This is a genomic window from Sphingomonas bisphenolicum, assembly GCF_024349785.1.
GTDB classification, from domain to species: domain Bacteria; phylum Pseudomonadota; class Alphaproteobacteria; order Sphingomonadales; family Sphingomonadaceae; genus Sphingobium; species Sphingobium bisphenolicum.
The window spans coordinates 1,492,510-1,514,484 of sequence record NZ_AP018817.1 but is presented as its reverse complement, the minus strand read 5'-3'; the positions used below and the strand labels follow the sequence as shown (position 1 = coordinate 1,514,484).

The window sequence follows — 21,975 nt, the reverse complement described above, 5'->3', positions numbered from 1 at the left end:
ATTTGGAGACGAGGATGCGTGGAAAAGGGCTGCTAATGACATGGGCGCTGCCGCTGCTGGCCGCAGCCGCACCGGCTCCCGAACCCGCGTCATGGACTGACCCCACCACCGGCCACCGCATCGTCCGCGTCGATGACCGCCCCGGCAATTATGGCCTCTATTTCAACTACAACCCGTTCACCCCGGACGGGAAGCGGATGATCTATCTGACGCCCGAGGGCATCCGCGTCGCCGACACAAGCAACTGGACGACCAAGCTGGTCCTGAAGGAAAAGATCGACCGCCTGCTCTTCGTCGGCAACCGCGCTCCGATCGCCTATTACAGCACCAGCCCGATCGGCAACGAAGCCGCCTCGACTGTCTGGTCGGTCGATCTGGACAGCGGCGAGCGCCGCCGCATCGCCGACCTGCCCGGCGGCCGCATCGCCTCGATCAATGCCGACGACACGCTGCTCGCCGGCCATCGCGAACTTGCCCCGCCGCCTGCCGCCATCGCCGCGCAGGGCAATCGCGATCCCAAGACCGGCTCCCCCACCTATGCCGCCAACGGCCCGGACGGAAAACCGCTGCCCTTCGCCGTCGCCAAGGAGCAATGGATGGCCAAGCGCCTCGCCGCCGGGGTGCCGATGGAAATCTTCACCATCGACCTCCGCACCGGCGCCCGGAAAACCGTCACCCGGTCGAACGACTGGCTCAACCATGTCCTCTTCTCGCCCGCCGACCCAACCCTGCTCTCCTATTGCCATGAAGGGCCGTGGCAGAAGGTCGACCGCATCTGGACCATCCGCACCGACGGCAGCCGGAAAACGAAAGTCCACCAGCGCACATTCCAGGGTGAGATCGCCGGCCATGAATATTGGGCGCCCGACGGCCGCACCATCTGGTACGACCTGATCCAGCCGATGGGCGTGCGCTGGCTGGCCAGCTTCGACGTAGTGAGCGGCGCGCGGCGCTGGTATGCGCTGCGACCGGGCCAGGGCAGCTATCATTACAGTTCCTCGCCTGACAGCCGGACCTTCGCGGGCGACGGCAATGATGAGGGCAAATATATCAGCCTGTTCCATCCCCGTCCTGACACCAACCCGCGCACCCGCGACACGCTGGACGGGGAGACGCTGATCGCGGCCGGCGACCTGCAAACCGAACGCCTCGCCGACCTGTCGAAACAGGATTATACGCTGGAACCAAACCAGCATTTCACCCCCGACGGAAAATGGCTGGTCTATCGCGCGAATGTGGAGGGCAAGCCCGCCATCTACGCGGTGGAAGTGGCGAAGGCTCGATGATGAACCGTTCAGGCCCTCAATGGATCAAGCGCTCGCCGCCGACGTCTCGCACAGCGCTTTAAATTGCTCCACCATCATGTCCCAGCCGGGATGGAAGCCCATCTCCTCATGCCGCGCCTTCGCCTCGGCATCCCAATGGCGCGCGGTCGCGGTGAAGCGCGTGCCGCCATCGCCGTCCACATCCTCGTCGGCAAATTGCCATAGCGCCGTCATGAAGGGCGTCTGCGGCACCCAGCCCGCGGCATAGGCATCGGTCGTCACCACCCGCTCGCCCGCCACCACCTCCAGGAAGACGCCTTCCATCGGCCCGGTCTCCTCGCCATCCGGCCCGAACATCTGCACCGCGCTGCGCCCGCCGGGACGCAGATCCTCCTCGATCACCTCGGCGCGCCAGGGCTTGGGGCAGAACCATTCGTCCTTCAGGTCGGTCCACACCTTCCAGCAGATCGCGCGCGGCGCGGCGATATGGCAGGTGACGGTCAGTTCATGCTCGGCGCCGCTCATGCCGCCTCTCCATCGAAGGCCGCCTGCATCGCGGCGGTGTCCAGCTTCTGCATCGTCATCATCGCGGCCATCATCCGGGCGATCGCCGCCTTGTCGTCGCTATGATAATTGGCCATGATCGCGTTGGTGACCAGTTGCCAGGACAGGCCATATTTGTCCGTCACCCAGCCGCACGGCCCCGGCTTGCCGCCATCGCCCGTCAGCGCGTCATAATAACGATCCAGTTCCGCCTGGTCCGCGCACCCGACGGAGAGCGATATCGCCTCGTCGAAGGTGAATTGGGGACCGCCGTTCAGCGCCTGATAGCTTTGCCCGAACAGGGTGAACTCGACCAGCAGCACGCTGCCGCCCGCCATCGGTGACGGCGAGAGATTCTCGTCGGGATAATAGCTCACATGATCGACCGACCCGCCGAAGACCGACGCATAATAATGCGCCGCCTCCTCGGCCTGGCCGTCGAACCAGAGGCAGGGGGATATCTTGCTCATCATGCGTCTCCCTTGCTGCCCACCAGTGCGAACATCGCACCCTGCGGATCGGTCGCCTGAATGATCCACGCGCCGCCGGGCACCGCCATCGGCCCGTTCAGCACGGTCCCGCCAGCCGCCGTCACCCGCTCCACCGCCGCATCGATATCGCCGACCGTGAAGTAGAAGAGCCAGAGCGGTGTCGGCATCTCCTTGGGAAGCGGCATGATGCCGCCGGTCATGTCCGGGAAATCCGTGCCGCCGGTCTGCGAAACGAGCTGGTACAGGCCCATTTCGCCCATATCCATGGCCTCGCCCTTCGCCCAGCCGAACTGCGCGCCATAGAAGGCCAGATCCTTGTCGAAATCGCCGCTATATAGTTCGTGCCAGCTGACATGGCCCAGCGGCATACCCGCGGGCGCCTCCATCCCGTCGGGGCTGGAGCCCTTGAGCAGCATGAAGATCGCGCCGCCCGGATCGGCCATCACCGCAAAGCGGCCGACGCCGGGAATGTCCTCGGCCGGGCGCTTCACTGCGCCGCCCGCCGCGCTCAGCCGTGCGGCGTCGGCATCGACATCGGCCGACCCGACATAGCCGCCCCACCAGGGGGTCATGCCGCACGTCCGGGCCTCGGCCGGGATCGCCATGATCCCGCCCAGCGGCCCGGCGCTGCCCGACACGACATGATAGGGATCGTCGGTTCGCTCGCCGCCAAAGGGCTGCGACGTCCAGCCGACGACATCGCCATAGAAAGCCAGCGCCGCCTCGGGATCGCTGGTCATCAGTTCATACCAGAAGAATTTGCCGGTCAGATCGGTCATCATCCGTCTCCTGCTTAGCTGCGTGTTCCCGCGCCCTAACCCTTTGCGTCCAGCAACACCTCAAACCCGCCATAGATCAGCCGCGCGCCGATGAAGGGCATGTCCTCGCCCTCTTTCGGCTGCATGCGTTCATCTTTCATGACTTTTTCGGCGCCGGCGTCGCGGGTCGCCTTGTCGGGCCATTCGATCCAGGAAAAGACCACTTCCTCTCCCTCTTCCGCGATCACGGCGGTGCGGAAGTCGTTGGTCTTGCCCGGCTTGATGTCATTGCCCCAGCATTCGACCACGCGGGTCGCGCCATATTCGATGAAGATCGGCGCGGCATAGGCCGCAACCTCGCGATAGCGTTCCTTATTGCCCTTGGGCACCGGGATCACGAAGCCGTCCATATAGGCCATTGTCTCTCTCCTTCCTTGTCGTCAGGTCAGGCGTCGGCGGGTTGCTGTTTGGATGCGAGCGCCGCCTCCATGTCCATCCAGGCCACTTCCCAGATATGGCCGTCCGGATCGGCGAAGTCGCGGCCATACATGAAGCCATGATCCTGCTTCGGGTTCGGCTCCGTGCCCCCCGCCGCCAGCGCCTTGTCCACCGTCGCGTCGACGGCATCGCGGCTGGTTTCGCTCAGACACAGCAGCACCTGCGCGGTGTCATGGGCATTGGGGATGGCGCGCGTGGTGAAGCTGGCAAACCGCTCATGGTTCAGCAGCATCACATGGATGGTCTCGGAAAAACTCAGCATCTGCGCGCTGTCGTCGGCGAAATCCATGTTCGGCACAGCGCCTACCGCTTCATAGAAGGCGACCGACGCCGCGAGGTCGCTGACGGGCAGATTGACGAAAATCATCTTCGGAGCGGGGGTGTTCGCCATCGCATTTCTCCTCGGAATGTTCAGCTTCGGCCGCGCCCTTTCTCTCCATCGGGCGACTCACCGCTTGCACTTTCTGCGCTCCATGATTATTTTATGCAACAGTTAAGTTAGAAAAGATAACTGATGAGTCAGAAACGTGCCTATCAGGACGGATGCGCCGTCGCCCACGCCCTCGACATGATCGGCGATCGCTGGGCGATGCCGATCATGCGCGAACTGATGCTCGGTCCCAAGCGCTTCACCGACCTGCGCGCCGGGCTGCCCGGAATCAGCGCCAACGTGCTCACGCAAAGGCTCGAGGATCTGGAAGCGGCGAGCATCCTGATCCGTCGCCGCCTGCCCCCGCCCGCCGCCAGCCAGATTTACGATCTGACCGACTGGGGCCGCGAGTCGGAAATCCTGTTTCAGGTGCTGGGCCGCTGGGCCTGCCGCTCGCCCACGATGGAGCCGGGCAAGCCGATGAGCCAGGTGTCGGTGATCCTGTCGATGCGCACCATGATCGACCGCAGCCGCCTCGGCGACCTGGACGCGACGATCGGCTTCCGCTTCGGCGAGGAGGAGTTTCGCGCCATCCTGAAGGACGGCGATTGCCTCATCGACCGCGGCGCGGCGGCGGGCGCGGACGCCATCATCAGCGGCGACCAGAATGCGCTGGTCGCGGTCCTCTATGGCGGCGCAAGCTATGCGGACATGGCGGGCGCGCTGAGCGTCGAGGGCGACCGGGCGCTCGCCGACCGCTTCGCCACCCTCTTCCCCCTGCCCCCCAAGGCGCCCGACATGGTCAACGCCCCCTGATTCAGCTCTGGGCGGTCAGCTTCATCATGACCAGCCCGGTCAGGATCAGGCCCGCCGCGACCAGCCGCATCGGGCTGACCGCCTCGCCCAGAAAGGCCGCGCCGACCGCAAAGGCGCCCAGCGCGCCGATCCCGGTCCAGATCATATAGGCCGTCCCCAGCGGCAGGCTGCGCATCGCCAGCGACAGCAACCCGAAACTGGCGACCATCGCGCCCAATGTGATGAGGCTGGGCACAAGCCGGCTGAACCCATGCGACTGCTTCATCGCAAAGGCCCAGACGATTTCCAGCAGACCGGCAAAAAACAACGCAATCCAGGCCATGATGGCTCTCCTTCGTCAGAGAGCCAGGCCGTCCCGGACTTGAAACCCGCACGCGGGGGAGGACGTGGCCTCGCTTGCAGGGGTTCAGATAGGCGCATGGCCTCCCGACGGCAAGGCTATCGCCGCCGTGTCGGCTCAATGCCCCCGTTCAACATCCCGAACACCTGCGCAAACTCGCCGCGCTGCGTCGCTTCGCTCAGGAACTTCACCCGCTCGACATGGATTTCCGCCAGCGCCGGCTGCTGCCGCAGCAACCCCATCGTCTCTGCAATAAAGTCGGCCAGCGGCATCATCTGGTCATTGTCCGCATGGCCGGGCATCAGGTCGGTCTGCACGCCGGGCGGCACGATCTCGATCAGCTCGACGCTGGTCGCCTGCAACTGCGCGCGCATCGCCAGCGACCAGCCATGAATCGCCGCCTTGGTCGCGCTGTAGGTCGGCGTCGCCGCCAGTGGCACGAAGGCAAGGCCCGACGACACGGTCAGGATCGTCGAGGCCGGCTGCGCCTCCAGATGCGGCAGCAGCGCATGGGCGAGCCGGATCGGGCCGAGCAAATTGGTGGCGATCGTCGCTTCGGCCGTGGCCAGATCGATCTTGTCCTCCGCCACCATGATCCCGGCGTTGAGCAGCACGGCGTTCAGGGCCGGGAAGTCCGCCACCAGCTTCTGCGCAAAGGTGACGATCGCGGCCGCATCCGTCATGTCCAGCACCATCGCGGCCATGCCGGGATTGTCGGCCACGACCGCGTCCAGCGCCGCCTGCCGCCGCCCGGCGATAATCACCTGGTTGCCCGCTATGTGAAATTCATGCGCCAGCGCCGCGCCAAGGCCCGAACCGCCGCCGGTGATGAGGATGGTGTTGCCTGTCGATTGCATGGGTCTGTCCTTTCAATTGGCTTGAAAGGCAATTTAGCTCTATACTCTCTTTTGGAAAGTAGGCACCGAAAAGTGCTGTAGTCACCCAAAGGTAAGAAATGGCAAATCCGCTCCAGAACCGTTTCCACGCAGACGATATCGCGCAGGCGGAACACTATCTTGCGACCGAACCGCCCGCCGAGATCGACCCCAGGGTGGAGCGACTCGTCAACGAGCTGATCGGTCGCATCGCCGACAAATGGACGCTGCTGGTGCTGGAACTGCTGGAGGAAAAGGGCACGCTGCGCTTCACCGCCATCGGCCGGCAGGTGGACGGCATCAGCCAGAAGATGCTGACCCAGACGCTGCGCCAGATGGAGCGCGACGGCCTGCTCACCCGCACCGTCCATCCGGTGGTGCCGCCGCGCGTCGATTATGCGCTGACCCCGCTCGGCAACAGCCTAAGCGCCGCCTTTTGCGGCGTCTGGATGTGGGCCGAACGCCATCTCGACACGGTCGAAGCCGCGCGCGCCAGCTTCGACGCGCGCGACTGACGCCTTATTCGTTGTTCGTCGGCAGCGGCTGCACGACCAGCTTGGGCTGGCTATTGTCGGGCAAGGTGCGGGTGGCGGCCGGCGGCCCCAACATGGGGGCCGACGGCGCCACGCCCGGCGTGGCGGCGATGTCCGACGGCGGCGGCGGGGTCGCCTCCAGCGCGCTCTTGTAGCTGGGCGTCCAGCCCTTGGGCGGGGCCTCGCCCGGCGGAACCGGCGGCGGCGGCAGCGGGGTGGGCGACACCACGACCGTCACGGTCGCGCCGAAGCGCGACTGCCATTCGGCCAGCCGGCGCAGATAGTCGGCATAGGCGGCGTAGAAATCCTGAAACGGCTTTTCCAGTTCGGCCAAAAGCGCCGGCGCTGCTTCCAGCAACTGGCTCGACGGCATCGCGATCATCTTCGCGCCGACCGTGACCGCGACCGGGCAAAAGCTCTTGATGACCGGCGGCAGTGCGAAGAAATTATAGACCACCGTGTTAAGCCGTTCGCGCGACGCCATGCCCGAACTGCCATAGGCAACGCTGTAGTTGCGGTCGACCGCGGCATTGGCGCCGTTCAGCGCCGCCTTATGCACCGCCAGCAACTGGTTATACTGGTTGCGCGCGGTCGGGCCATATTTGTCGCAATTGAGCGCCGCAACGTTCAGCCCCATGCGCAGGTGCCACAACGCAGTATTGGACGTCACGCCGCGATTGGCGGTCAGATATTTGCCGTCCGCCGCCTGTTCGGGGATGCTCATGCCCTCGACCGCGTTCGCGGGCGGCATGGGCTTGATCGTGGGCACCACCGGCGGCGGCGGGGCCGGCGGCGGCGGAGGCGGCGGGGTCGAACAGGCCGCCAGCACGGCCAGCGACACGAGGGAAAGACGGCCTGGACGGCGCGATGACAACATCAAATTCTCCGATGGGACTGTGCGCCGGTCATGCCGTGCATTTTGTGCGGAGGAAATATGCCTAACGCTCGGTTCGCCGCAACCCCTCAGGCGACTCGCCGCTCCAGCGCGGCGGCGGCCTGATCCATCAACTGCGCGATGATCTCCGCGACCGGCTCTTCCTTCGTCACCATGCCGACCGATTGGCCCGCCATCAGCGACCCGCCCTCGACATCGCCGTCGATCACCGCGCGGCGCAGCGCGCCCGCCCAATAATGTTCGATCTGCAACTGGGCCTCCAGCATATCGACCGCACCTTCATCCAGCAGATTGGCGACTTCGCGCTGCTTGGCGGTAAAATTCTCCATCCCCGCATTTTTCAGCGAGCGCACCGGAATGACCGGCAGGCGCGGGTCGATCTGCACGCTGGCGATCGCGTCTCGCGCCGACGCACGGAAAAAGGCTTTCTTGAAGTTCGGATGCGCGATGCTCTCGGTCGCGCAGGCGAAGCGGGTGCCCAGTTGCACGCCGGCCGCGCCCATTTCCAGATAGGCGGCGATCGCCTCGCCCCGGCCGATGCCACCGGCGACGAACACCGGCACTTGGGCGGCCATCTCCGGCAATATTTCCTGCGCCAGCACGCTGGTCGCCACCGGCCCGATATGGCCGCCCGCTTCCATCCCCTCGACCACCAGCGCATCGACACCCGACCGCACCAGCTTCTTCGCCAGGCTCAGCGCCGGGGCGAAGCAGATCAGCTTCGCGCCCTTGGCCTTGATCGCCTCGATGCTGCCCTTGGGCGGCAGGCCGCCCGCCAGCACGATATGGGTAACGTCATGCTTCGCGCAAATATCGATCAGGTCGAACAGCATCGGATGCATGGTGATCAGGTTCACGCCGAACGGCTTGTCGGTCAGCGCCCTGGTCGCGGCAATCTCCGCGTCGAGCAGTTCGGGCGTCATCGCGCCGCACGCGATCACGCCGAACCCGCCGGCATTGGAGATGGCCGACACCAGGTTGCGTTCACTGACCCAGCTCATCGCCCCGCACAGGATCGCGCTCTCGCACCCGAAAAAGGCGGCGCCGCGGGCCATCAGGGACGTAAGCTTGGCGTGGGTCATGAATTTAGCCTCTAGAATCAAAAACCATCCCCAGCCGAAAAAGCCGGAGATGGATTCCCGCCTTCGCGGGAATAGCGATCGAAGTAAAGAGCAACACTGGCATAGCCGATATTCGGCTCAGGCCGAGGCGAAAATGCTACTTTTCGAGAACCGGCGCGCAGCGTGCTTAAAGCACGTGAGCACCGGAAGCGCAGAAAAGTGGTATTTGCAGCCCGGCCTCAGCCGAATAGCGGTTATGCCACAGGCGCGTCCAGGCCATAGGCCGTGTGCAACACCCGCACCGCCAGTTCCGTCTCATCCTCGTCGATCAGCACCGAAACCTTGATCTCGCTGGTGGAGATCGCCTCGATGTTGATGCCGCGTTCGGCCAGGGTCTTGAACATGGTCGCCGCGACGCCCGCATGGCTGCGCATCCCCACACCCACGACGCTGATCTTGGCGACTTCGGTGTCGGTGATGATCCGGCGGAAACCGATCGCGTCCTTGTTCGCTTCCAATATGTCGACGCTGCGGGCCAGGTCGGCGCGCGGGACGGTGAAGGTGACGTCCGTCTCTTCATTGTCCTTGCTGTCATTCTGGATGATCATGTCGACATTGATCGCCGCATCGGCCAGCGGGGTGAAGATGTTGGCGACCGCACCGGGTTTGTCGGGCACGCGCGTCACGATGATCTTCGCCTCATTCTTGTCATGGGCGATGCCGGTGATGAGCTGACGTTCCATCTTGTCTTCCTTGAGCTTGGCTTCCAGTTCCGCGTCGCTGACGATCAGCGTGCCGGGCAAATCCTGCTGCGTGGGATCGTCGAAGGACGACAGCACCTGCACCACCACGCCCTCCTTCATGGCGAGGCCGACCGACCGGGTCTGCAACACCTTGGCGCCGACCGAGGCCAGTTCCAGCATTTCCTCATAGGTGACGAGGTCCAGCTTGCGCGCACGCGCCACGATCCGCGGGTCCGTCGTATAGACGCCGTCGACGTCGGTATAGATGTCGCAACGATCGGCCTTGATCGCAGCGGCCACCGCGACCGCCGACGTGTCCGACCCGCCCCGGCCCAGCGTCGACACCCGGCCGTCGGCCATCATGCCCTGGAAACCGGGGATCACCGCAACCGTGCCCGACCGCATCGACGCCAGCAGGTCCAGCGTGTCGATATCGCTGACCCGCGCCTTGGCATGGGCCTCGATCGTGCGGATCGGCAATTGCCAGCCCAGCCAGCTCCGCGCATCGACGTCCATGGCTTTCAATGTCATCGCCAGCAGCCCGCTGGTGATCTGCTCGCCCGCGGCGACCACGACATCATATTCGGCCGGATCGTACAGGGCGGACGCTTCCTTGCAGAAGCCCACCAGCCGGTCCGTCTCGCCCGCCATGGCGGATACGACGACAGCGACTTCATGGCCCTGGCTCACGACATGTTTGACGCGCGCCGCCACGTTGCGAATCCGCTCCATCCCCGCCATGGAGGTGCCGCCGAATTTCATCACGATGCGCGCCATGTGTGTGTCGAGCCTTATCCGCTATTATGAAAGAAAATGTCCCAAAAGGGCCAAACGGCGCTCCTATTAGCAGCCGCCGCGCATATGGCAAGCAATCCTGCCGCTCGCGCTGCCCTATGAAAGGCCGGTTCTTTTCGGTTCAACGGGATAGGCCCATTTGCCTGCCGCCCATGGCCTGCTAAAAGCGCCGTCAGGATAATCGACACCACCCCTCCCCGTTCGCCCTGAGCCTGTCGAAGGGCTGTTCTTCTGTTCGGGGGCCGCAGAGCAAGGCGCATCATGACCGAAACCACCGCCACGATCGATCCCAGGGAAGCCGCCCATTTCGGCACCATGGCCGCCGACTGGTGGAATCCCGATGGCTCCAGCGCCATGCTGCACAAGCTCAACCCCGTGCGCCTGCGCTATATCCGCGCCGCGATCGACCGCCACTGGCCGGGTGACGCGCACGGCTTCCGCCCGCTCGCCGGCAAGCGCGCGCTGGACGTCGGCTGCGGCGCCGGCCTCCTTGCCGAACCGCTCGCCCGCCTGGGCGCAACCGTCACCGGCCTCGACGCCGCACCGGAGAATATCGCCGCGGCGCAGGCCCATGCCGCAGCGCAGGGGCTACCCATCGACTATCGCGCCACTCCGGTAGAGACGATGCCCGAGTCAGGCTTCGACCTCGTCACCTCGATGGAGGTGATCGAGCATGTCGCCGATCCCGCCGCCTTCATCCGCGCGCTCGCGGCCAAACTCGCGCCCGGCGGCGTCATGATCCTCTCCACCCCCAACCGCACCCCCCTCTCCCGCCTCGCCATGATTACGATCGGCGAAAGCATCGGCGGCATCCCCAGGGGCACGCATGACTGGCATAAATTCCTGACGCCCGACGAACTGACGGCCCTGCTGGAACAGGCCGGACTGGACGTGACAGACAGCAGCGGACTCGGCTTCGATCCCGGTCGCGGTTTCACCCTGTCGGCCAACAAGGCGATCGATTATTTCCTGACGGCGCGGCACCGGGACGACTGATCGCTCACCTTAAACAGGACTGCCCAAGATGCGCCACCTGCCCTTCTGCGTGCTGCTCGCATCGCTGGGCGCCTGCGCGCCTTCCCCCGCCGACCAGCCGGGCAACGATGCGCAGGCCCCCAAGGCAGCGCCCGTCACCCGCGCAGCCGTCTGTCCCGACAAGGCCGCCCGCCTCTCTGGCACCGGCCTCTGCCCCACGGACGCCGCTGCCCTGCTTACGGCCGACGATCGCCCCTCGCTCGCGGAGGGCTGCACCTGGTCGGTCAACGAAGCCGCCCTGCCGGACGACATATGGTTGCTCTATCGCGCCGCCCGTTGCGACGGGAAGACCACCGCCCTCGCCTATGCCGCCGGCAAGCCGCTCGCCCGCCTCGTCTATGCCCTCTCGCCGATGGGCGGCGATCAGGCTAGGGGCGCGCCGCTGGTCGCCTTCGCCCCGGCCGATCGCCGCGATCCGCAATCGACCATTCTCGCCCTGACCCGCGCCGCCATCACCGATCCGGCCGACGACGATGGCTGCCATGTGCGCCAGGCGGACATCCCCGGCTGGCCCGCCGACGCACTGGTGGTCGATATCCCGGCCGCCCAGGCCGCCAGCCTGCCGCAGGACGAAATCCGCAGCGCCTGCGGCCCGCTCGGCCTGGACCAGGGGTCGCAACTCTACTGGCGCATCAGCCAGGGCCATGCCTGGCATTTCGACCTCGGCCAGGAAGCGCCGGAGATCGACCCGCGCTCGCTCACCCTGGTCCGCAAAAATGCCGGCGGCCGATGGGCGCCGATGCCCTGACGCTTTTCCGGCACACCCGCCTGCTGTAGCAACGGGCGAACCACCGAACGGAGCCGCCCATGAGCGACGCACAGTCCCACATCGACGCCTATATCGCCCGTCAGGCCGATTTTGCCCGGCCGATTCTGACCCATATCCGCGCGCTGATGCGCGCCGCCTCGCCCGACATCGGCGAAGCGATCAAATGGGGCATGCCCTTCTTCACCTATAAGGGCCAGAATCTCGCCAATATGGCCGCGTTCAAGGGCCATGCCGCCTTCGGCTTCTGGCATGACAAGGTCGCCCGCGACGGTGCCAGCGACGAGGCGATGGGCCAGTTCGGCAAGATCGCAACCCTGGCCGACCTGCCCCCGGACGCCGAAATCGCCACGCTGATCGCCAGCGCCATGGCCCTGATCGACGCCGGCGACAAACCCCGCTCCGGTCCCAAGCCGCCCAAGCCCCCGCTCCCCATTCCCCCCGCCTTCCAGGTCGCGCTCGACGCCGATCCGGCGGCGCTGGCCGTCTGGTCCGCCTTCCCGCCCGGCAAGATCCGCGACTATTGCGAATGGATCGGCGAAGCGAAGAGCGACGCCACGCGCGACAAGCGCATCGCCACCGCCCTCGAATGGATCGCGCAGGGCAAGGGCCGCAACTGGAAATATGAAAAGCGCTGAGCGGGCAGGACCGTTCGCAAAAAGAAAAGGGGCGGAAAACCGCCCCTCCTCCTTCATGATATGGGCGTGCGCCTCACATCGTGATCTTGGCGCCCGCATACATATAGCGGCCGACATAGCTGATCGGATAGTTGGATGAGGCGATCGAGGGCTGCTGGTCGAACAGGTTGTTCGCACCGACATAGAAGCGGAACCGCTCGTCCACATCATAGGCGAGGTACAGGTCGTGCTGCCACTTTTCCTTGTACCACTGATATTTCGGCGCAGCTATATCCGGATTGGCGTCCAACTGCTCGGTCGTATAGCGTCGCGTCTTGCTGAACCAGCTGACGCCATAGTTGACGGTCAGCTTGTCGAGCTTCCAGGTGATGTCGCCAGTGGCGTTCCATTTGGGGAAATAGGCTTCCAGACGATCGACATTGACCTCTGCGCCCGGCGTCGCGATGAACTGCAGCTTGTCGAGATAGCCACCGACAAGCGAGATGCTGAATGCCCCCGCCTTGGCGGTGTCGAAGCTGTAGTTCAGCTTGATGTCTGCGCCCGCCGTCTTGAAATTGGCGACATTCTGCGGCTGGACGAAATAGCCGGAGATGTAGCCGGTGCCATTGGCGCGGGTGATATTCTGGCAATAGACATTGTCGAGCGTCGGCTGATCGACGCACAGGCCGGCCAGTTCTTCCGCCGTCGGCGTATTGATCGCATTCTTGATCTTGATGTCATACCAGTCGAACGACGCGATCAGGCCGGGAATGAAGCGCGGGCGCAGGACGGTGCCGGCCGTCCAGGTTCGGGCCGTTTCCTCCCTCAGATTGCGGTTGCCGCCCGAATTGCCCGGCAGGCTGACCGTCGCCGTCGGGTCATTTTCAGGGTTGAAGGCCGCGATCTGGTCCGGCGTCAGACCGGCCGCCGTCAGCGAGGCCTGACAATTGGCGGCGCGATATTGCGTGCCTTCACCGATATAGACCGGATCGCAGGGATCACCGATGAAAGAGAAGCCGCCATTGCGGGGGGCAAACAGTTCGGTGATGTTAGGCGCTCGCACCGCTTCGGACAATGTGCCGCGGAAGGTGATATCGGGGATCGGCGCATAGGTGCCGTCCACCTTCCAGGTCGTGGTCTTGCCGACGGTCGAATAATCCGACAGGCGCACCGCCGCGCCGAACGACAGCGTATGGGCGAAGGGCATGTCCTTGAGCACCGGCACCGACAACTCGCCGAAGATTTCCTTCACGTCGAAGCTGCCCTTTTCCGGCAACTGGAGCGAGAAATCCTGCAAAGCGCCCTGCTGCAACAGTTCGTCGGGCAGGAAGCTGCTCTTTTCCTTGCGATATTCGCCACCCAACGCAAAGCCGATCGGACCACCCGGCAGTTCGAAGAACTGGCCGAAATCGCCGGAGATCGACCCCGACACGACATGCTGCTGGATCTTGGCGCGATTCAAAATATCCGCATTTACCCAGTCGAGCGCTGCCTGGCTCGGCGCGCCATTGCCCAACAGGTTGAGCGGACGGCAGCCGCTTCCTGCGCCGGGGGTGAAGGTGGTGGCCGGCGCGTCATAATTGTCGGGATTAATGTTTGCCGTGGGGTCAAGGTCCGACCGGCAGACGATCTGGCCCGTCGCCGGATCGCGTACTGCGTCGATCGCCGCCCAGTATCGATCGCCGATGCGATAGTCGGTCAGCAGCACCTTCGACTTGGTCTGGCCGAACGTATAGGACAGCTCGTAGCGGGCATGATCGGAAATCGCCCCCTCGAAGCCGCCGACGAAGCGCATCGTTTCGCGCTCGTTGCGCTCCCCGCGTACGCCCATGTCGAAATTGTCGCGCGACACCAGCGCACCGTCTGGCGCGAGCGCACCGAACTGGTCCTGCAGATAGGCGTTGTCGGGCGTCAGATACGTGAAGAAGTCGAACGAGGGCTGCGCCAGCGTGAACGTCTTGTTCTTCACATATTTGGCTTCGAAGAAGAATTTCACCGCGTCGCTGAAATCATAATGCGACAGCAGGTTGAAATTGTGCACGCGGTTATAGGCCTGCAGATCGCCCTGATAGCCGGCCAGCGGCGTACTGTCGCCGCCCTGTGTCAGGCCGCCCGAAGACGGCAGCAACAGGCCACGATCATAGACCTTGCCCTCGCCGGTGAAGTCGGGAATGCCGTCGAGATCAACGTCGATCGCCCCACCCAGCGAGCTGTCGGCATAGCGCAGATTATTGAACGGCCGGCGGTCGGGGACGTTGGGATCGTCGGGAATATCCGACGGATCACGCACGATGCCATAGGTGTTCAGCGGATTGCCGGTACGGCTACGATTGAAGCTGCTCAGCCGGTCCTGCTCACGAAATTCGTAGGACAGGGCGATATTGCCGCGGCCGTCGCTGAAATTCTTGCCATAGGTCAGCGACCCATAGCGCTGGCCCGCATCGCCCCGGCTGGAAATGCCGACCTGGCCGCTCGCCTTGAAACCGTCGAAATCACGCTTCAGACGGAAATTGACCACGCCCGAAACGCCGTCCGCGCCGTAGATGGCCGATGCGCCGCCGGTCAACACGTCGATGCCTTCGATCAGATCGTTGGGAATGGTGTTGATGTCGACCGCGGCCGATCCCGACAGGCTCGCCACATGGCGGCGGCCATTGACCAGCACCAGAGTCCGGTTCTCGCCCAGCCCGCGCAGATCGAGCAACGCGACGCCGACCGCGCCGAAATCGCTGTTGGAGCCGGACGTCCGCGCGCCGCCGAGCGAATTGATCAGCGCCGGGTTCTGCGCCAGCGTATCGATGATCTGGACGTTGCCCGACTGTTCCAGCGTCTCGGCGGTCACCGTCACCAGCGGGTTGGCGATATTATAGTCGCTACGCTGGATGCGGCTGCCGGTCACGACGATCGTCTCGCCGTCATCGGCCGGCGTAGCGTCCTGCGCCATCGCCGGCAGAACGAACAGGGTAGAAAGCGCGCTGGCTGCAAGGAGCCGGCGCGCCGCTGCTGCGGTGCGAACCATAGATTTCCCTCTGTTTCCAAGAGTTCGGGGGGAGAACTCGAATGTCCCGAAAACGCGCGTCCTGCCGCGCCAGGTCAACGCCGCTGCGACGAACGGAGGCTATTGTAGCGCTTTTATTGCTTGCTGTAGCATCGCTGCAACACGGTATGTTTAACACAATCCGACAGCGGATCGGGACGGTTCGCCACCTCTTCCGCTACGGCATCGGCCTACTCTCCCACCGCCTCCGCCCGCGCGATCAGCGCCCGCGCTTCCTCGACATGCATCGTCTCGATCATCCGCCCCTCATAGCGTTCCGCCCCGCCGGTCGCCGCCTCGATCAGCCGTCGCGCGTCCGCCACCGCCTGCATGTCCGGCCCGAACACCTGGTTCGCCACGGGCACCTGGCTCGGGTGGATCAGCGTCTTGCCGTCGAAGCCGAGCGCATGCCCCTGCGCGCATTCCGCCTCCAGCCCCGCCTCGTCCTCCAGCCGGTTGAACACGCCGTCGAACACCGCAATGCCCGCCGCCCGCGCCGCCAGCACGACCGCCTGCATCGCATGGGACAGCCCTTCGCGCCCCGCGCCCGCCGGAATCCCCAGATCCTTGCGCAAATCATTATTGCCCATGAACAGCGCCGCGCAGCCCTCGCCCGCCGCGATCTCCGCCGCCGCCAGCACGCCGCGCGCGCTTTCGATCATCGCGATCACCGGCTTCTGGCAGACGCTGAACACATCCTTCACCTGCCGCGCCGTCTCCACCTTGGGCAGCACGACATAGTCCGCGGCCGATGCCTTGACCGCCACCATCTCCGCCCCATGCCAGCGCGTTCCCGCGACATTGATCCGCACCGCGCCGATCCGCCCCCCAAAGCCTTCGCCCAGCGCCGCGATCGCGCCGGCCCGCGCCTCTTCCTTGGCGTCGTCCGCCACCGCATCTTCCAGGTCCAATATGACCATGTCGCACGGCAATGTCCGCGCCTTTACGATGGCGCGCGCGTTGGACGCGGGCAGGAACAGCAGCGAACGGGCGTGGCGCAGCAACATGATACTCTCCTGGGTAGCGGTTTGCCTTTCCCCGTTAACGATTAGGGCGCATAATCCAAGCCCACATCCGGGGGAGAGACATGGATATGCTGACGACCTTCGCACTGACGCTCACGGGCCTCGTCCTCTTCTACCTCGCGGTCAGCGTGAAGGTGGTGCGGCAGGGCTATCAATATACGATCGAACGCTTCGGCCGTTTCACCGAAGTCGCCCGGCCCGGCCTCAATTTCTACCCCGCCTTCTTCTACGCCGTGGGCCGCAAGATCAACATGATGGAGCAGGTCGTCGACATTCCGGGGCAGGAAATCATCACCAAGGACAACGCCATGGTGTCGGTCGACGGCGTGGTCTTCTTCCAGGTGCTCGACGCCGCCAAGGCCGCCTATGAAGTGTCCGAACTCTATGTCGCGATCATGCAGCTCGCGACCACCAACCTGCGCACCGTCATGGGCTCGATGGACCTCGACGAAACCCTCTCGAAGCGCGACGAGATCAACGCCCGCCTGCTTTCCGTGGTCGATCACGCCACCAATGCCTGGGGCATCAAGATCACCCGCGTCGAGCTGAAGGACATTCGCCCGCCCGCCGACATCGTCAACGCCATGGGCCGCCAGATGAAGGCGGAGCGCGAGAAGCGCGCCAACATCCTGGATGCCGAAGGCGCCCGCGCCGCCGAGATCCTGCGCGCCGAGGGCGAAAAGCAGGGCCAGATATTACAGGCCGAAGGCCGCCGCGAAGCCGCCTTCCGCGACGCCGAGGCGCGCGAGCGCGAGGCGGAGGCCGAAGCCAAGGCGACGCAGATGGTCTCTGACGCCATCTCCGCCGGCAATCCGCAGGCGCTCAACTATTTCATCGCGCAAAAATATACCGAGGCGGTCAGTCAGTTCGCGACCAGCCCCAATGCCAAGACCATCCTCTTCCCGGTCGAAGCGACCCAGCTGATCGGTACGCTGGGCGGCATCGGCGCGCTGGCGAAGGAAGCGCTGGGCGCCGACGGCACCCCCGCGCCCACCCCGCCGGCACCGCCCCGCCGCGGCCCCTTCGGCCAGAGCCAGGGGTGATGAGCATGGTGACAGCTACATCACGCTGGACGGTTACAAGCGCCCGGCCGTTCGTCCCGCGCCTGTCGAAGCCCCTTCCCTTCCTTCTCCACATCGCTGCGACGTCCTTCAAACCAACCTCCCCAACGCGTAATCGGACCATCCACCCATGACTGCCACTCTCTCCCTGCTCCAGGATCATTGGGGCTGGCTGGTCTTCGCGGCCCTGCTGGGCATTGCGGAGGTGATGATCCCCGGCGTCTTCCTGATCTGGATCGCGATCGCCGCCGCCATCACCGGCCTCGTCGCGCTCGCCCTGCCGATCGCGCTGCCGTTCCAGTTCCTGCTCTTCGCAGCACTCAGCATCGCGGCGGTCTATGCCGGCCGCCGCTGGTATGTGGACAATCCGGTCGCCTCCACCGACCCCCTCCTCAACGACCGCACCGCCCGCCTGATCGGCCAGACCGTGACGGTCGTGGAGCCGATCGTCGGCGGCGAAGGCCGGGTGAAAGTCGGCGACAGCGTCTGGACCGCCACCGGCGCGGATGCGGACGCTGGCGCGAGGGTGCGGGTCGTGGGCGCGGACGGGACGATGCTGCGGGTGGAATAGGCGCGGCCAGAAATCACCGCTGCCTTAATTTGCCGGTTTCTGCACGGGCGCCGGCATCACCTGGGTCCGCGATGGCTCCCAACGCGATCTGGGACTATAGTCGATCGAGTCGCACTGATCGATCCGCTTCTGCCTCAGTGCGTTCAGATCGACTTCCCTGGCGCCAAGTTCTTCGCCGATGCCCATCGGGATCATGCGGCAACTGTCCCGAATATTGCGCATGATGGCGTAGAATGATCGGCCATCCACCACCGGCTTATAATCTTCGGGCTTGTCCTGTTTCCCGACGAACAGGCTGTCCGGGTCCAGTCCCATACAGGCAGCCGCATAATAGACGGTCGCATAGGTCTGGCATGTGTCGTTTCTCGATTTGGCTGTTCTTTGATTGAAGATCAGTTCGACGCCCGTCCGATGCACCGCCGCGCCGCTATGCAGCCCATCCAGCGCCTTTGCGGAAAAATTCAACGCGGCCATCGCCGCACCGAACGCATTGCCGGTTGTGACCTGGTCGAGAAATTTCTTGGCCTGTTCCTGGGGCAGTGCCGCCATCGCCAATCGAAACAGGCGACGTTCCAGCATAGGTAGATCTGACTCGAAATTGACGCTGTAGGTATAGCATCCGTCCCCGTTGGGACGATCCGAGGGGATGTCTTTTTCGTCCGTCGTCTCTGCTCTCTGGGTGGCGACTTGATTGCTGGTCAGCCTGCTCGATCGAACCAGCGCGATTTCCTGGCTTGCCCCACTATCGCGCACATCACAGGCCAGCCCGCTATGATCACCCTGGATTTGCCCCATCAGGATGTTGATCTCGTCAGCGGCGGCGGTCATATAGTTGACATAGGCGTCGGCGTCCCGCTGGTCCCGCGCATATACCGTCCCGGCCCGCGCAACCATGGCAACCAATATGGCGCCGCGCAGGACCACGAGTTGCTTTGATTGCCGCGCATCAAACATGCGCTGATCCAGCACGCTTCCCACAACGCCGCCGGTCGAGCGCAGGTCTTTCGCGACATAGGAGCAAGACGGACATGAAATTGCAATCACCGAAACGGAGCATATTCTTGCCCACCGCGTCATATCGCAATAATTAAGCAGCGCCCGCGTAAGATGTCGCATGATAATCCTCGCCCCAAACTTTGATGATAGCGACCTTCCTCAATATTTATATCTTATCATCCCATAATCATTACTTTTGCACAACATTATTTTCATCCATTGCATGATCGCGGGCGACCGCCCCTATCGCCGCAATGACGCAGAAGAACCGCCACGATCGATCCGCCTTGATCCAAATGCATGGACGAATGTCCCCCCAGGTTTCGCCGTCGCACAGTCGGGTCGAAGGCCTGTCCTACAACATCGCGCCTATGATAGCGTTCGCGTCATGACAGACCAAACCCACCTGCTCCATTTCACCCCCGTGCCCCATACCCGCCGCGCGCGCGGCTGGACCGTCGACGCACAAATCGCCTTTATCGCCGCGCTGTCCCGCTACGGCGTGGTGGCACAGGCCGCGCGCAGCGTCGGCTGTTCGCCACGCTCTGCCTATTATCTGCGCGGCCGCCCCGGCGCTGAAAGCTTCGCCGCGGCTTGGGACTGGGCGCTGGACATGGGGCTGGACGAAAGCCGCGCGAGGGCGATTGCCCTTTCGCGAGAACGACAGGAGCGGCCGATCGTTCGGCGGGGTCGCGTGGTGGGAACGCGGATTGAAACCAATCATCGGCTGCTATTCGCCGCCTTGCGAGCGCTGGGCGCGGAACGGACCGGCGCGCGGGCGGCAATGCCGCATCGGACGCGGATCGCCATCCGCGCGATAGGCGCACGCCTCGCTGAGCTCGGGCCCTTCAATCCGGCCGAATGGGCTTTGCTTCGACCCGCGCTTGCCGCGCTGCGGGGCGATCCGGCGATCGATGCGCCCTTGTCACAATCTGTCCCTCATGGGAAATAAGATGTCGAAATTAGCGGGAAATATGCGAAGTTAAGGGTAACCCTATTCACCGGAGACCCCCGACCCCATGCGCACCAATCGCCGCGATTTCCTTGCCGCCGGCGCGTCCGCCCTCAGCCTGACCGCCCTCCCCGCCCGTGCCGCCGCCGGCCCGGACGCCGCCGCGCAGGCGCTGCTGGCCGACATGGCCGAAGCGATGCTGGCCGACGCGCCCGAAAGCGCCAGCGGCCTGGGCATCGACACCGGCGCGCGCGCGCCGCTCAAAAGCCGCCTCGGCAACAAGACGCCCGCCGGGCAGGCGCAGATCGCCGCCCATGTGCAGGACCGCCTCGCCCGGCTGCGCGCCATCGATCTCGCCCCGCTCTCGCCCGCGACCCGCATCGATGTGGAGGTGGTCCGCACCGCCCACGACACCGCGGCGGAAGGCTTCGCCTTTCCCTTCGGCGACATGGCGATCATGAACAGCAACTGGTCCTACCGCAACAGCCCCTATGCGGTCGCCCAGAACACCGGCAGCTTCGTGGAGACACCCGACTTCCTCGACAGCAACCATGTCATAAAGGACGCAGCCGACGCCGACGCCTATCTCGCCCGCCTGACCGCCTATGCCGCGAACCTGGCCGGCGAAACCGAGCGGTTGAAGCATGACGCCGGCATCGGCGTCACCGCTCCCGCCTTCCTGCTCGACAAGACACTGGGCCAGATGAAGGCGGTGCAGGCCCTGCCCCTCGACCAGTGGGTGCCGGTCGCCTCGCTCGCCCGCCGCACGAAGGACATGCCCGGCGATTATGCCGCGAAGGCGCAGGCCATCGTCCATGATCAGGTCGCCCCCGCCCTCGCCGCCCAGGTCGCCGAACTCACCCGCCAGCGCGCCACCGCGACGATGGACGCGGGCGTGTGGAAACTGCCGCAGGGGGATGGCTATTACGCCTGGGCGCTCAAGGCCGGGACCACCACGACCATGGCGCCCGACGAGGTCCATAGGCTCGGCCTCGACCAGCTCGCCGCGCTCCAGTCCGAAATGGACGGGCTGCTCGGCAAGCTCGGCATGACCAAAGGCACGGTCGGCGAACGCATGACCGCGATGGGCAAAGACCCCCGCTATCTCTTCCCCAACGACGACGCCGGCCGGGCGCAGATCCTGTCCTTCATCGACGGCCGCCTTGCCGACATCCGCACCCGCCTGCCCCGCGCCTTCGCGACGCTGGTGCCCGCCAAACTGATCGTCAAGCGCGTGCCGGTGGAGATCGAGGCGGGCGCGCCCGGCGCCTATGCCGGTCCCGGCACAATCGACGGATCGGTCCCCGGCAACTATTATATCAACCTGCGCGACACCAGCATCTGGCCGCGCTACGCGCTGCCCACCCTCTGCTATCATGAAGGGATTCCGGGCCATATCTGGCAGGGCGAATATACCTATAAACTGCCGCTGATCCGCTCGCTCCTCGCCTTCAACGCCTATAGCGAAGGCTGGGCGCTCTATGCCGAGCAACTGGGCGACGAACTGGGCGCCTATGATGGCGATATCGCCGGGCGGCTGGGCTATCTCCAGTCGATCGCCTATCGCTGCTGCCGCCTCGTGGTCGACACCGGCCTCCACGCCAAGCGCTGGACCCGCGACAAGGCGATCCACTGGTTCGCCACCACCAACGGCTCGACGGTCGAGGATGTTCAGGGCGAAGTCGACCGCTACTGCGCCTGGCCGGGCCAGGCCTGTGGCTACAAGGTCGGCCATGGCGAAATCGTCCGCCTGCGGGCACAAGCGCAACAGGCGCTGGGGGACAGGTTCGACTTCCGCCTCTTCAACGACGCGGTGGTCAAGGGCGGCGGCGTGCCGATGACCGTGCTGGGCAAGAGCATCGATAGCTGGGTCGCGGAGCGGAAGGGGGCATGACAAACCCGTTCGGGCTGAGCGAAGTCGAAGCCTTCTGC

The 21,975-nt window shown here is 64.8% G+C and carries 23 protein-coding genes; 10 read left to right on the top strand and 13 right to left on the bottom strand.

What is annotated here, in order from left to right; translation table 11 throughout:
* The first annotated feature begins 35 nt into the window (after positions 1–35).
* Positions 36–1,286: an oligogalacturonate lyase family protein gene (locus SBA_RS07590; protein ID WP_261936419.1), complete on the top strand. Its 1,251-nt coding sequence runs from the start codon at positions 36–38 to the stop codon at positions 1,284–1,286.
* A gap of 24 nt (positions 1,287–1,310) precedes the next feature.
* Here SBA_RS07590 and SBA_RS07585 read toward each other — a convergent pair whose 3' ends face one another.
* The 5 genes from SBA_RS07585 to SBA_RS07565 are packed head-to-tail and all read right to left on the bottom strand — an operon-like array spanning position 1,311 to position 3,946.
* Positions 1,311–1,790 carry an SRPBCC domain-containing protein gene (locus tag SBA_RS07585; protein ID WP_224547217.1) on the bottom strand — a complete coding sequence of 160 codons (480 nt, stop codon included), beginning with the start codon at positions 1,788–1,790 and terminating at the stop codon, positions 1,311–1,313.
* Positions 1,787–2,278 carry a VOC family protein gene (locus tag SBA_RS07580; RefSeq protein WP_315975810.1) on the bottom strand — a complete coding sequence of 164 codons (492 nt, stop codon included), beginning with the start codon at positions 2,276–2,278 and terminating at the stop codon, positions 1,787–1,789. The genes SBA_RS07585 and SBA_RS07580 overlap by 4 nt, the downstream gene beginning before the upstream one ends.
* Positions 2,278–3,078: a VOC family protein gene (locus tag SBA_RS07575; RefSeq protein ID WP_224547418.1), complete on the bottom strand. Its 801-nt coding sequence runs from the start codon at positions 3,076–3,078 to the stop codon at positions 2,278–2,280. The genes SBA_RS07580 and SBA_RS07575 overlap by 1 nt, the downstream gene beginning before the upstream one ends.
* A gap of 35 nt (positions 3,079–3,113) precedes the next feature.
* Positions 3,114–3,476 carry a DUF1428 domain-containing protein gene (locus SBA_RS07570; RefSeq protein ID WP_261936418.1) on the bottom strand — a complete coding sequence of 121 codons (363 nt, stop codon included), beginning with the start codon at positions 3,474–3,476 and terminating at the stop codon, positions 3,114–3,116.
* 26 nt (positions 3,477–3,502) lie between these two features.
* Positions 3,503–3,946, bottom strand: a complete 444-nt coding sequence (locus SBA_RS07565) for a VOC family protein (RefSeq protein WP_261936417.1) — start codon at positions 3,944–3,946, stop codon at positions 3,503–3,505.
* A gap of 123 nt (positions 3,947–4,069) precedes the next feature.
* Here SBA_RS07565 and SBA_RS07560 point away from each other — a divergent pair, with 123 nt between their 5' ends.
* On the top strand, positions 4,070–4,741 hold the full coding sequence (locus tag SBA_RS07560) for a winged helix-turn-helix transcriptional regulator (protein ID WP_261936416.1): 672 nt from the start codon (positions 4,070–4,072) through the stop codon (positions 4,739–4,741).
* A gap of 1 nt (position 4,742) precedes the next feature.
* On the opposite strand, the gene SBA_RS07555 is transcribed toward SBA_RS07560, so the two are convergent.
* Entirely contained in the window at positions 4,743–5,063 is a 321-nt protein-coding gene (locus tag SBA_RS07555; protein ID WP_224547224.1) for a DMT family transporter, read from the bottom strand.
* A 116-nt stretch (positions 5,064–5,179) separates the two neighbouring features.
* Complete coding sequence (locus SBA_RS07550; protein WP_261936415.1) at positions 5,180–5,938, bottom strand: SDR family oxidoreductase; 759 nt, start codon at positions 5,936–5,938, stop codon at positions 5,180–5,182.
* 98 nt (positions 5,939–6,036) lie between these two features.
* On the opposite strand from SBA_RS07550, the gene SBA_RS07545 reads away from it, so the two are divergent.
* Positions 6,037–6,471: a winged helix-turn-helix transcriptional regulator gene (locus tag SBA_RS07545; RefSeq protein WP_261936414.1), complete on the top strand. Its 435-nt coding sequence runs from the start codon at positions 6,037–6,039 to the stop codon at positions 6,469–6,471.
* Between the two features lie 4 nt (positions 6,472–6,475).
* On the opposite strand, the gene SBA_RS07540 is transcribed toward SBA_RS07545, so the two are convergent.
* From SBA_RS07540 to SBA_RS07530, 3 genes are all read right to left on the bottom strand, one after another.
* Positions 6,476–7,366, bottom strand: coding sequence for a hypothetical protein (locus SBA_RS07540; protein ID WP_261936413.1), 891 nt, complete (start codon positions 7,364–7,366; stop codon positions 6,476–6,478).
* An 86-nt stretch (positions 7,367–7,452) separates the two neighbouring features.
* A complete protein-coding gene (locus SBA_RS07535) occupies positions 7,453–8,466 on the bottom strand; it encodes an NAD(P)H-dependent flavin oxidoreductase (RefSeq protein ID WP_261936412.1) in 1,014 nt (337 codons plus the stop codon).
* A 233-nt stretch (positions 8,467–8,699) separates the two neighbouring features.
* Positions 8,700–9,965 carry an aspartate kinase gene (locus SBA_RS07530; protein ID WP_261936411.1) on the bottom strand — a complete coding sequence of 422 codons (1,266 nt, stop codon included), beginning with the start codon at positions 9,963–9,965 and terminating at the stop codon, positions 8,700–8,702.
* Positions 9,966–10,244: 279 nt separating this feature from the next.
* On the opposite strand from SBA_RS07530, the gene ubiG reads away from it, so the two are divergent.
* From ubiG to SBA_RS07515, 3 genes are read left to right on the top strand one after another with little or no spacing between them, the layout of a single operon-like run.
* On the top strand, positions 10,245–10,979 hold the full coding sequence (gene ubiG / locus SBA_RS07525; protein ID WP_261936410.1) for a bifunctional 2-polyprenyl-6-hydroxyphenol methylase/3-demethylubiquinol 3-O-methyltransferase UbiG: 735 nt from the start codon (positions 10,245–10,247) through the stop codon (positions 10,977–10,979).
* A 28-nt stretch (positions 10,980–11,007) separates the two neighbouring features.
* The gene (locus SBA_RS07520; protein ID WP_261936409.1) at positions 11,008–11,766 is read left to right on the top strand and encodes a hypothetical protein; all 759 of its coding nucleotides are present in this window, start codon (positions 11,008–11,010) and stop codon (positions 11,764–11,766) included.
* Positions 11,767–11,825: 59 nt separating this feature from the next.
* The gene (locus tag SBA_RS07515) at positions 11,826–12,422 is read left to right on the top strand and encodes a YdeI/OmpD-associated family protein (RefSeq protein ID WP_261936408.1); all 597 of its coding nucleotides are present in this window, start codon (positions 11,826–11,828) and stop codon (positions 12,420–12,422) included.
* A gap of 73 nt (positions 12,423–12,495) precedes the next feature.
* Here the strand turns inward: SBA_RS07515 and SBA_RS07510 are convergent, their stop codons facing one another.
* On the bottom strand, positions 12,496–15,420 hold the full coding sequence (locus tag SBA_RS07510; RefSeq protein WP_261936407.1) for a TonB-dependent receptor plug domain-containing protein: 2,925 nt from the start codon (positions 15,418–15,420) through the stop codon (positions 12,496–12,498).
* Between the two features lie 209 nt (positions 15,421–15,629).
* Positions 15,630–16,445, bottom strand: a complete 816-nt coding sequence (locus SBA_RS07505) for an HpcH/HpaI aldolase/citrate lyase family protein (RefSeq protein WP_261936406.1) — start codon at positions 16,443–16,445, stop codon at positions 15,630–15,632.
* A gap of 86 nt (positions 16,446–16,531) precedes the next feature.
* Between SBA_RS07505 and SBA_RS07500 the strand changes: the two genes are divergently transcribed.
* Positions 16,532–17,506 (top strand): SPFH domain-containing protein, encoded by a 975-nt coding sequence (locus SBA_RS07500; RefSeq protein ID WP_224547419.1) that lies wholly within the window; start codon positions 16,532–16,534, stop codon positions 17,504–17,506.
* A gap of 148 nt (positions 17,507–17,654) precedes the next feature.
* A complete protein-coding gene (locus tag SBA_RS07495) occupies positions 17,655–18,095 on the top strand; it encodes an NfeD family protein (protein WP_261936405.1) in 441 nt (146 codons plus the stop codon).
* Positions 18,096–18,119: 24 nt separating this feature from the next.
* On the opposite strand, the gene SBA_RS07490 is transcribed toward SBA_RS07495, so the two are convergent.
* On the bottom strand, positions 18,120–19,172 hold the full coding sequence (locus SBA_RS07490; protein ID WP_261936404.1) for a hypothetical protein: 1,053 nt from the start codon (positions 19,170–19,172) through the stop codon (positions 18,120–18,122).
* Between the two features lie 307 nt (positions 19,173–19,479).
* Here SBA_RS07490 and SBA_RS07485 point away from each other — a divergent pair, with 307 nt between their 5' ends.
* Both SBA_RS07485 and SBA_RS07480 read left to right on the top strand, forming a co-directional pair.
* Entirely contained in the window at positions 19,480–20,043 is a 564-nt protein-coding gene (locus SBA_RS07485; protein ID WP_261936403.1) for a hypothetical protein, read from the top strand.
* A gap of 67 nt (positions 20,044–20,110) precedes the next feature.
* The gene (locus tag SBA_RS07480) at positions 20,111–21,937 is read left to right on the top strand and encodes a DUF885 domain-containing protein (RefSeq protein ID WP_261936402.1); all 1,827 of its coding nucleotides are present in this window, start codon (positions 20,111–20,113) and stop codon (positions 21,935–21,937) included.
* Positions 21,938–21,975 lie beyond the last annotated feature (38 nt).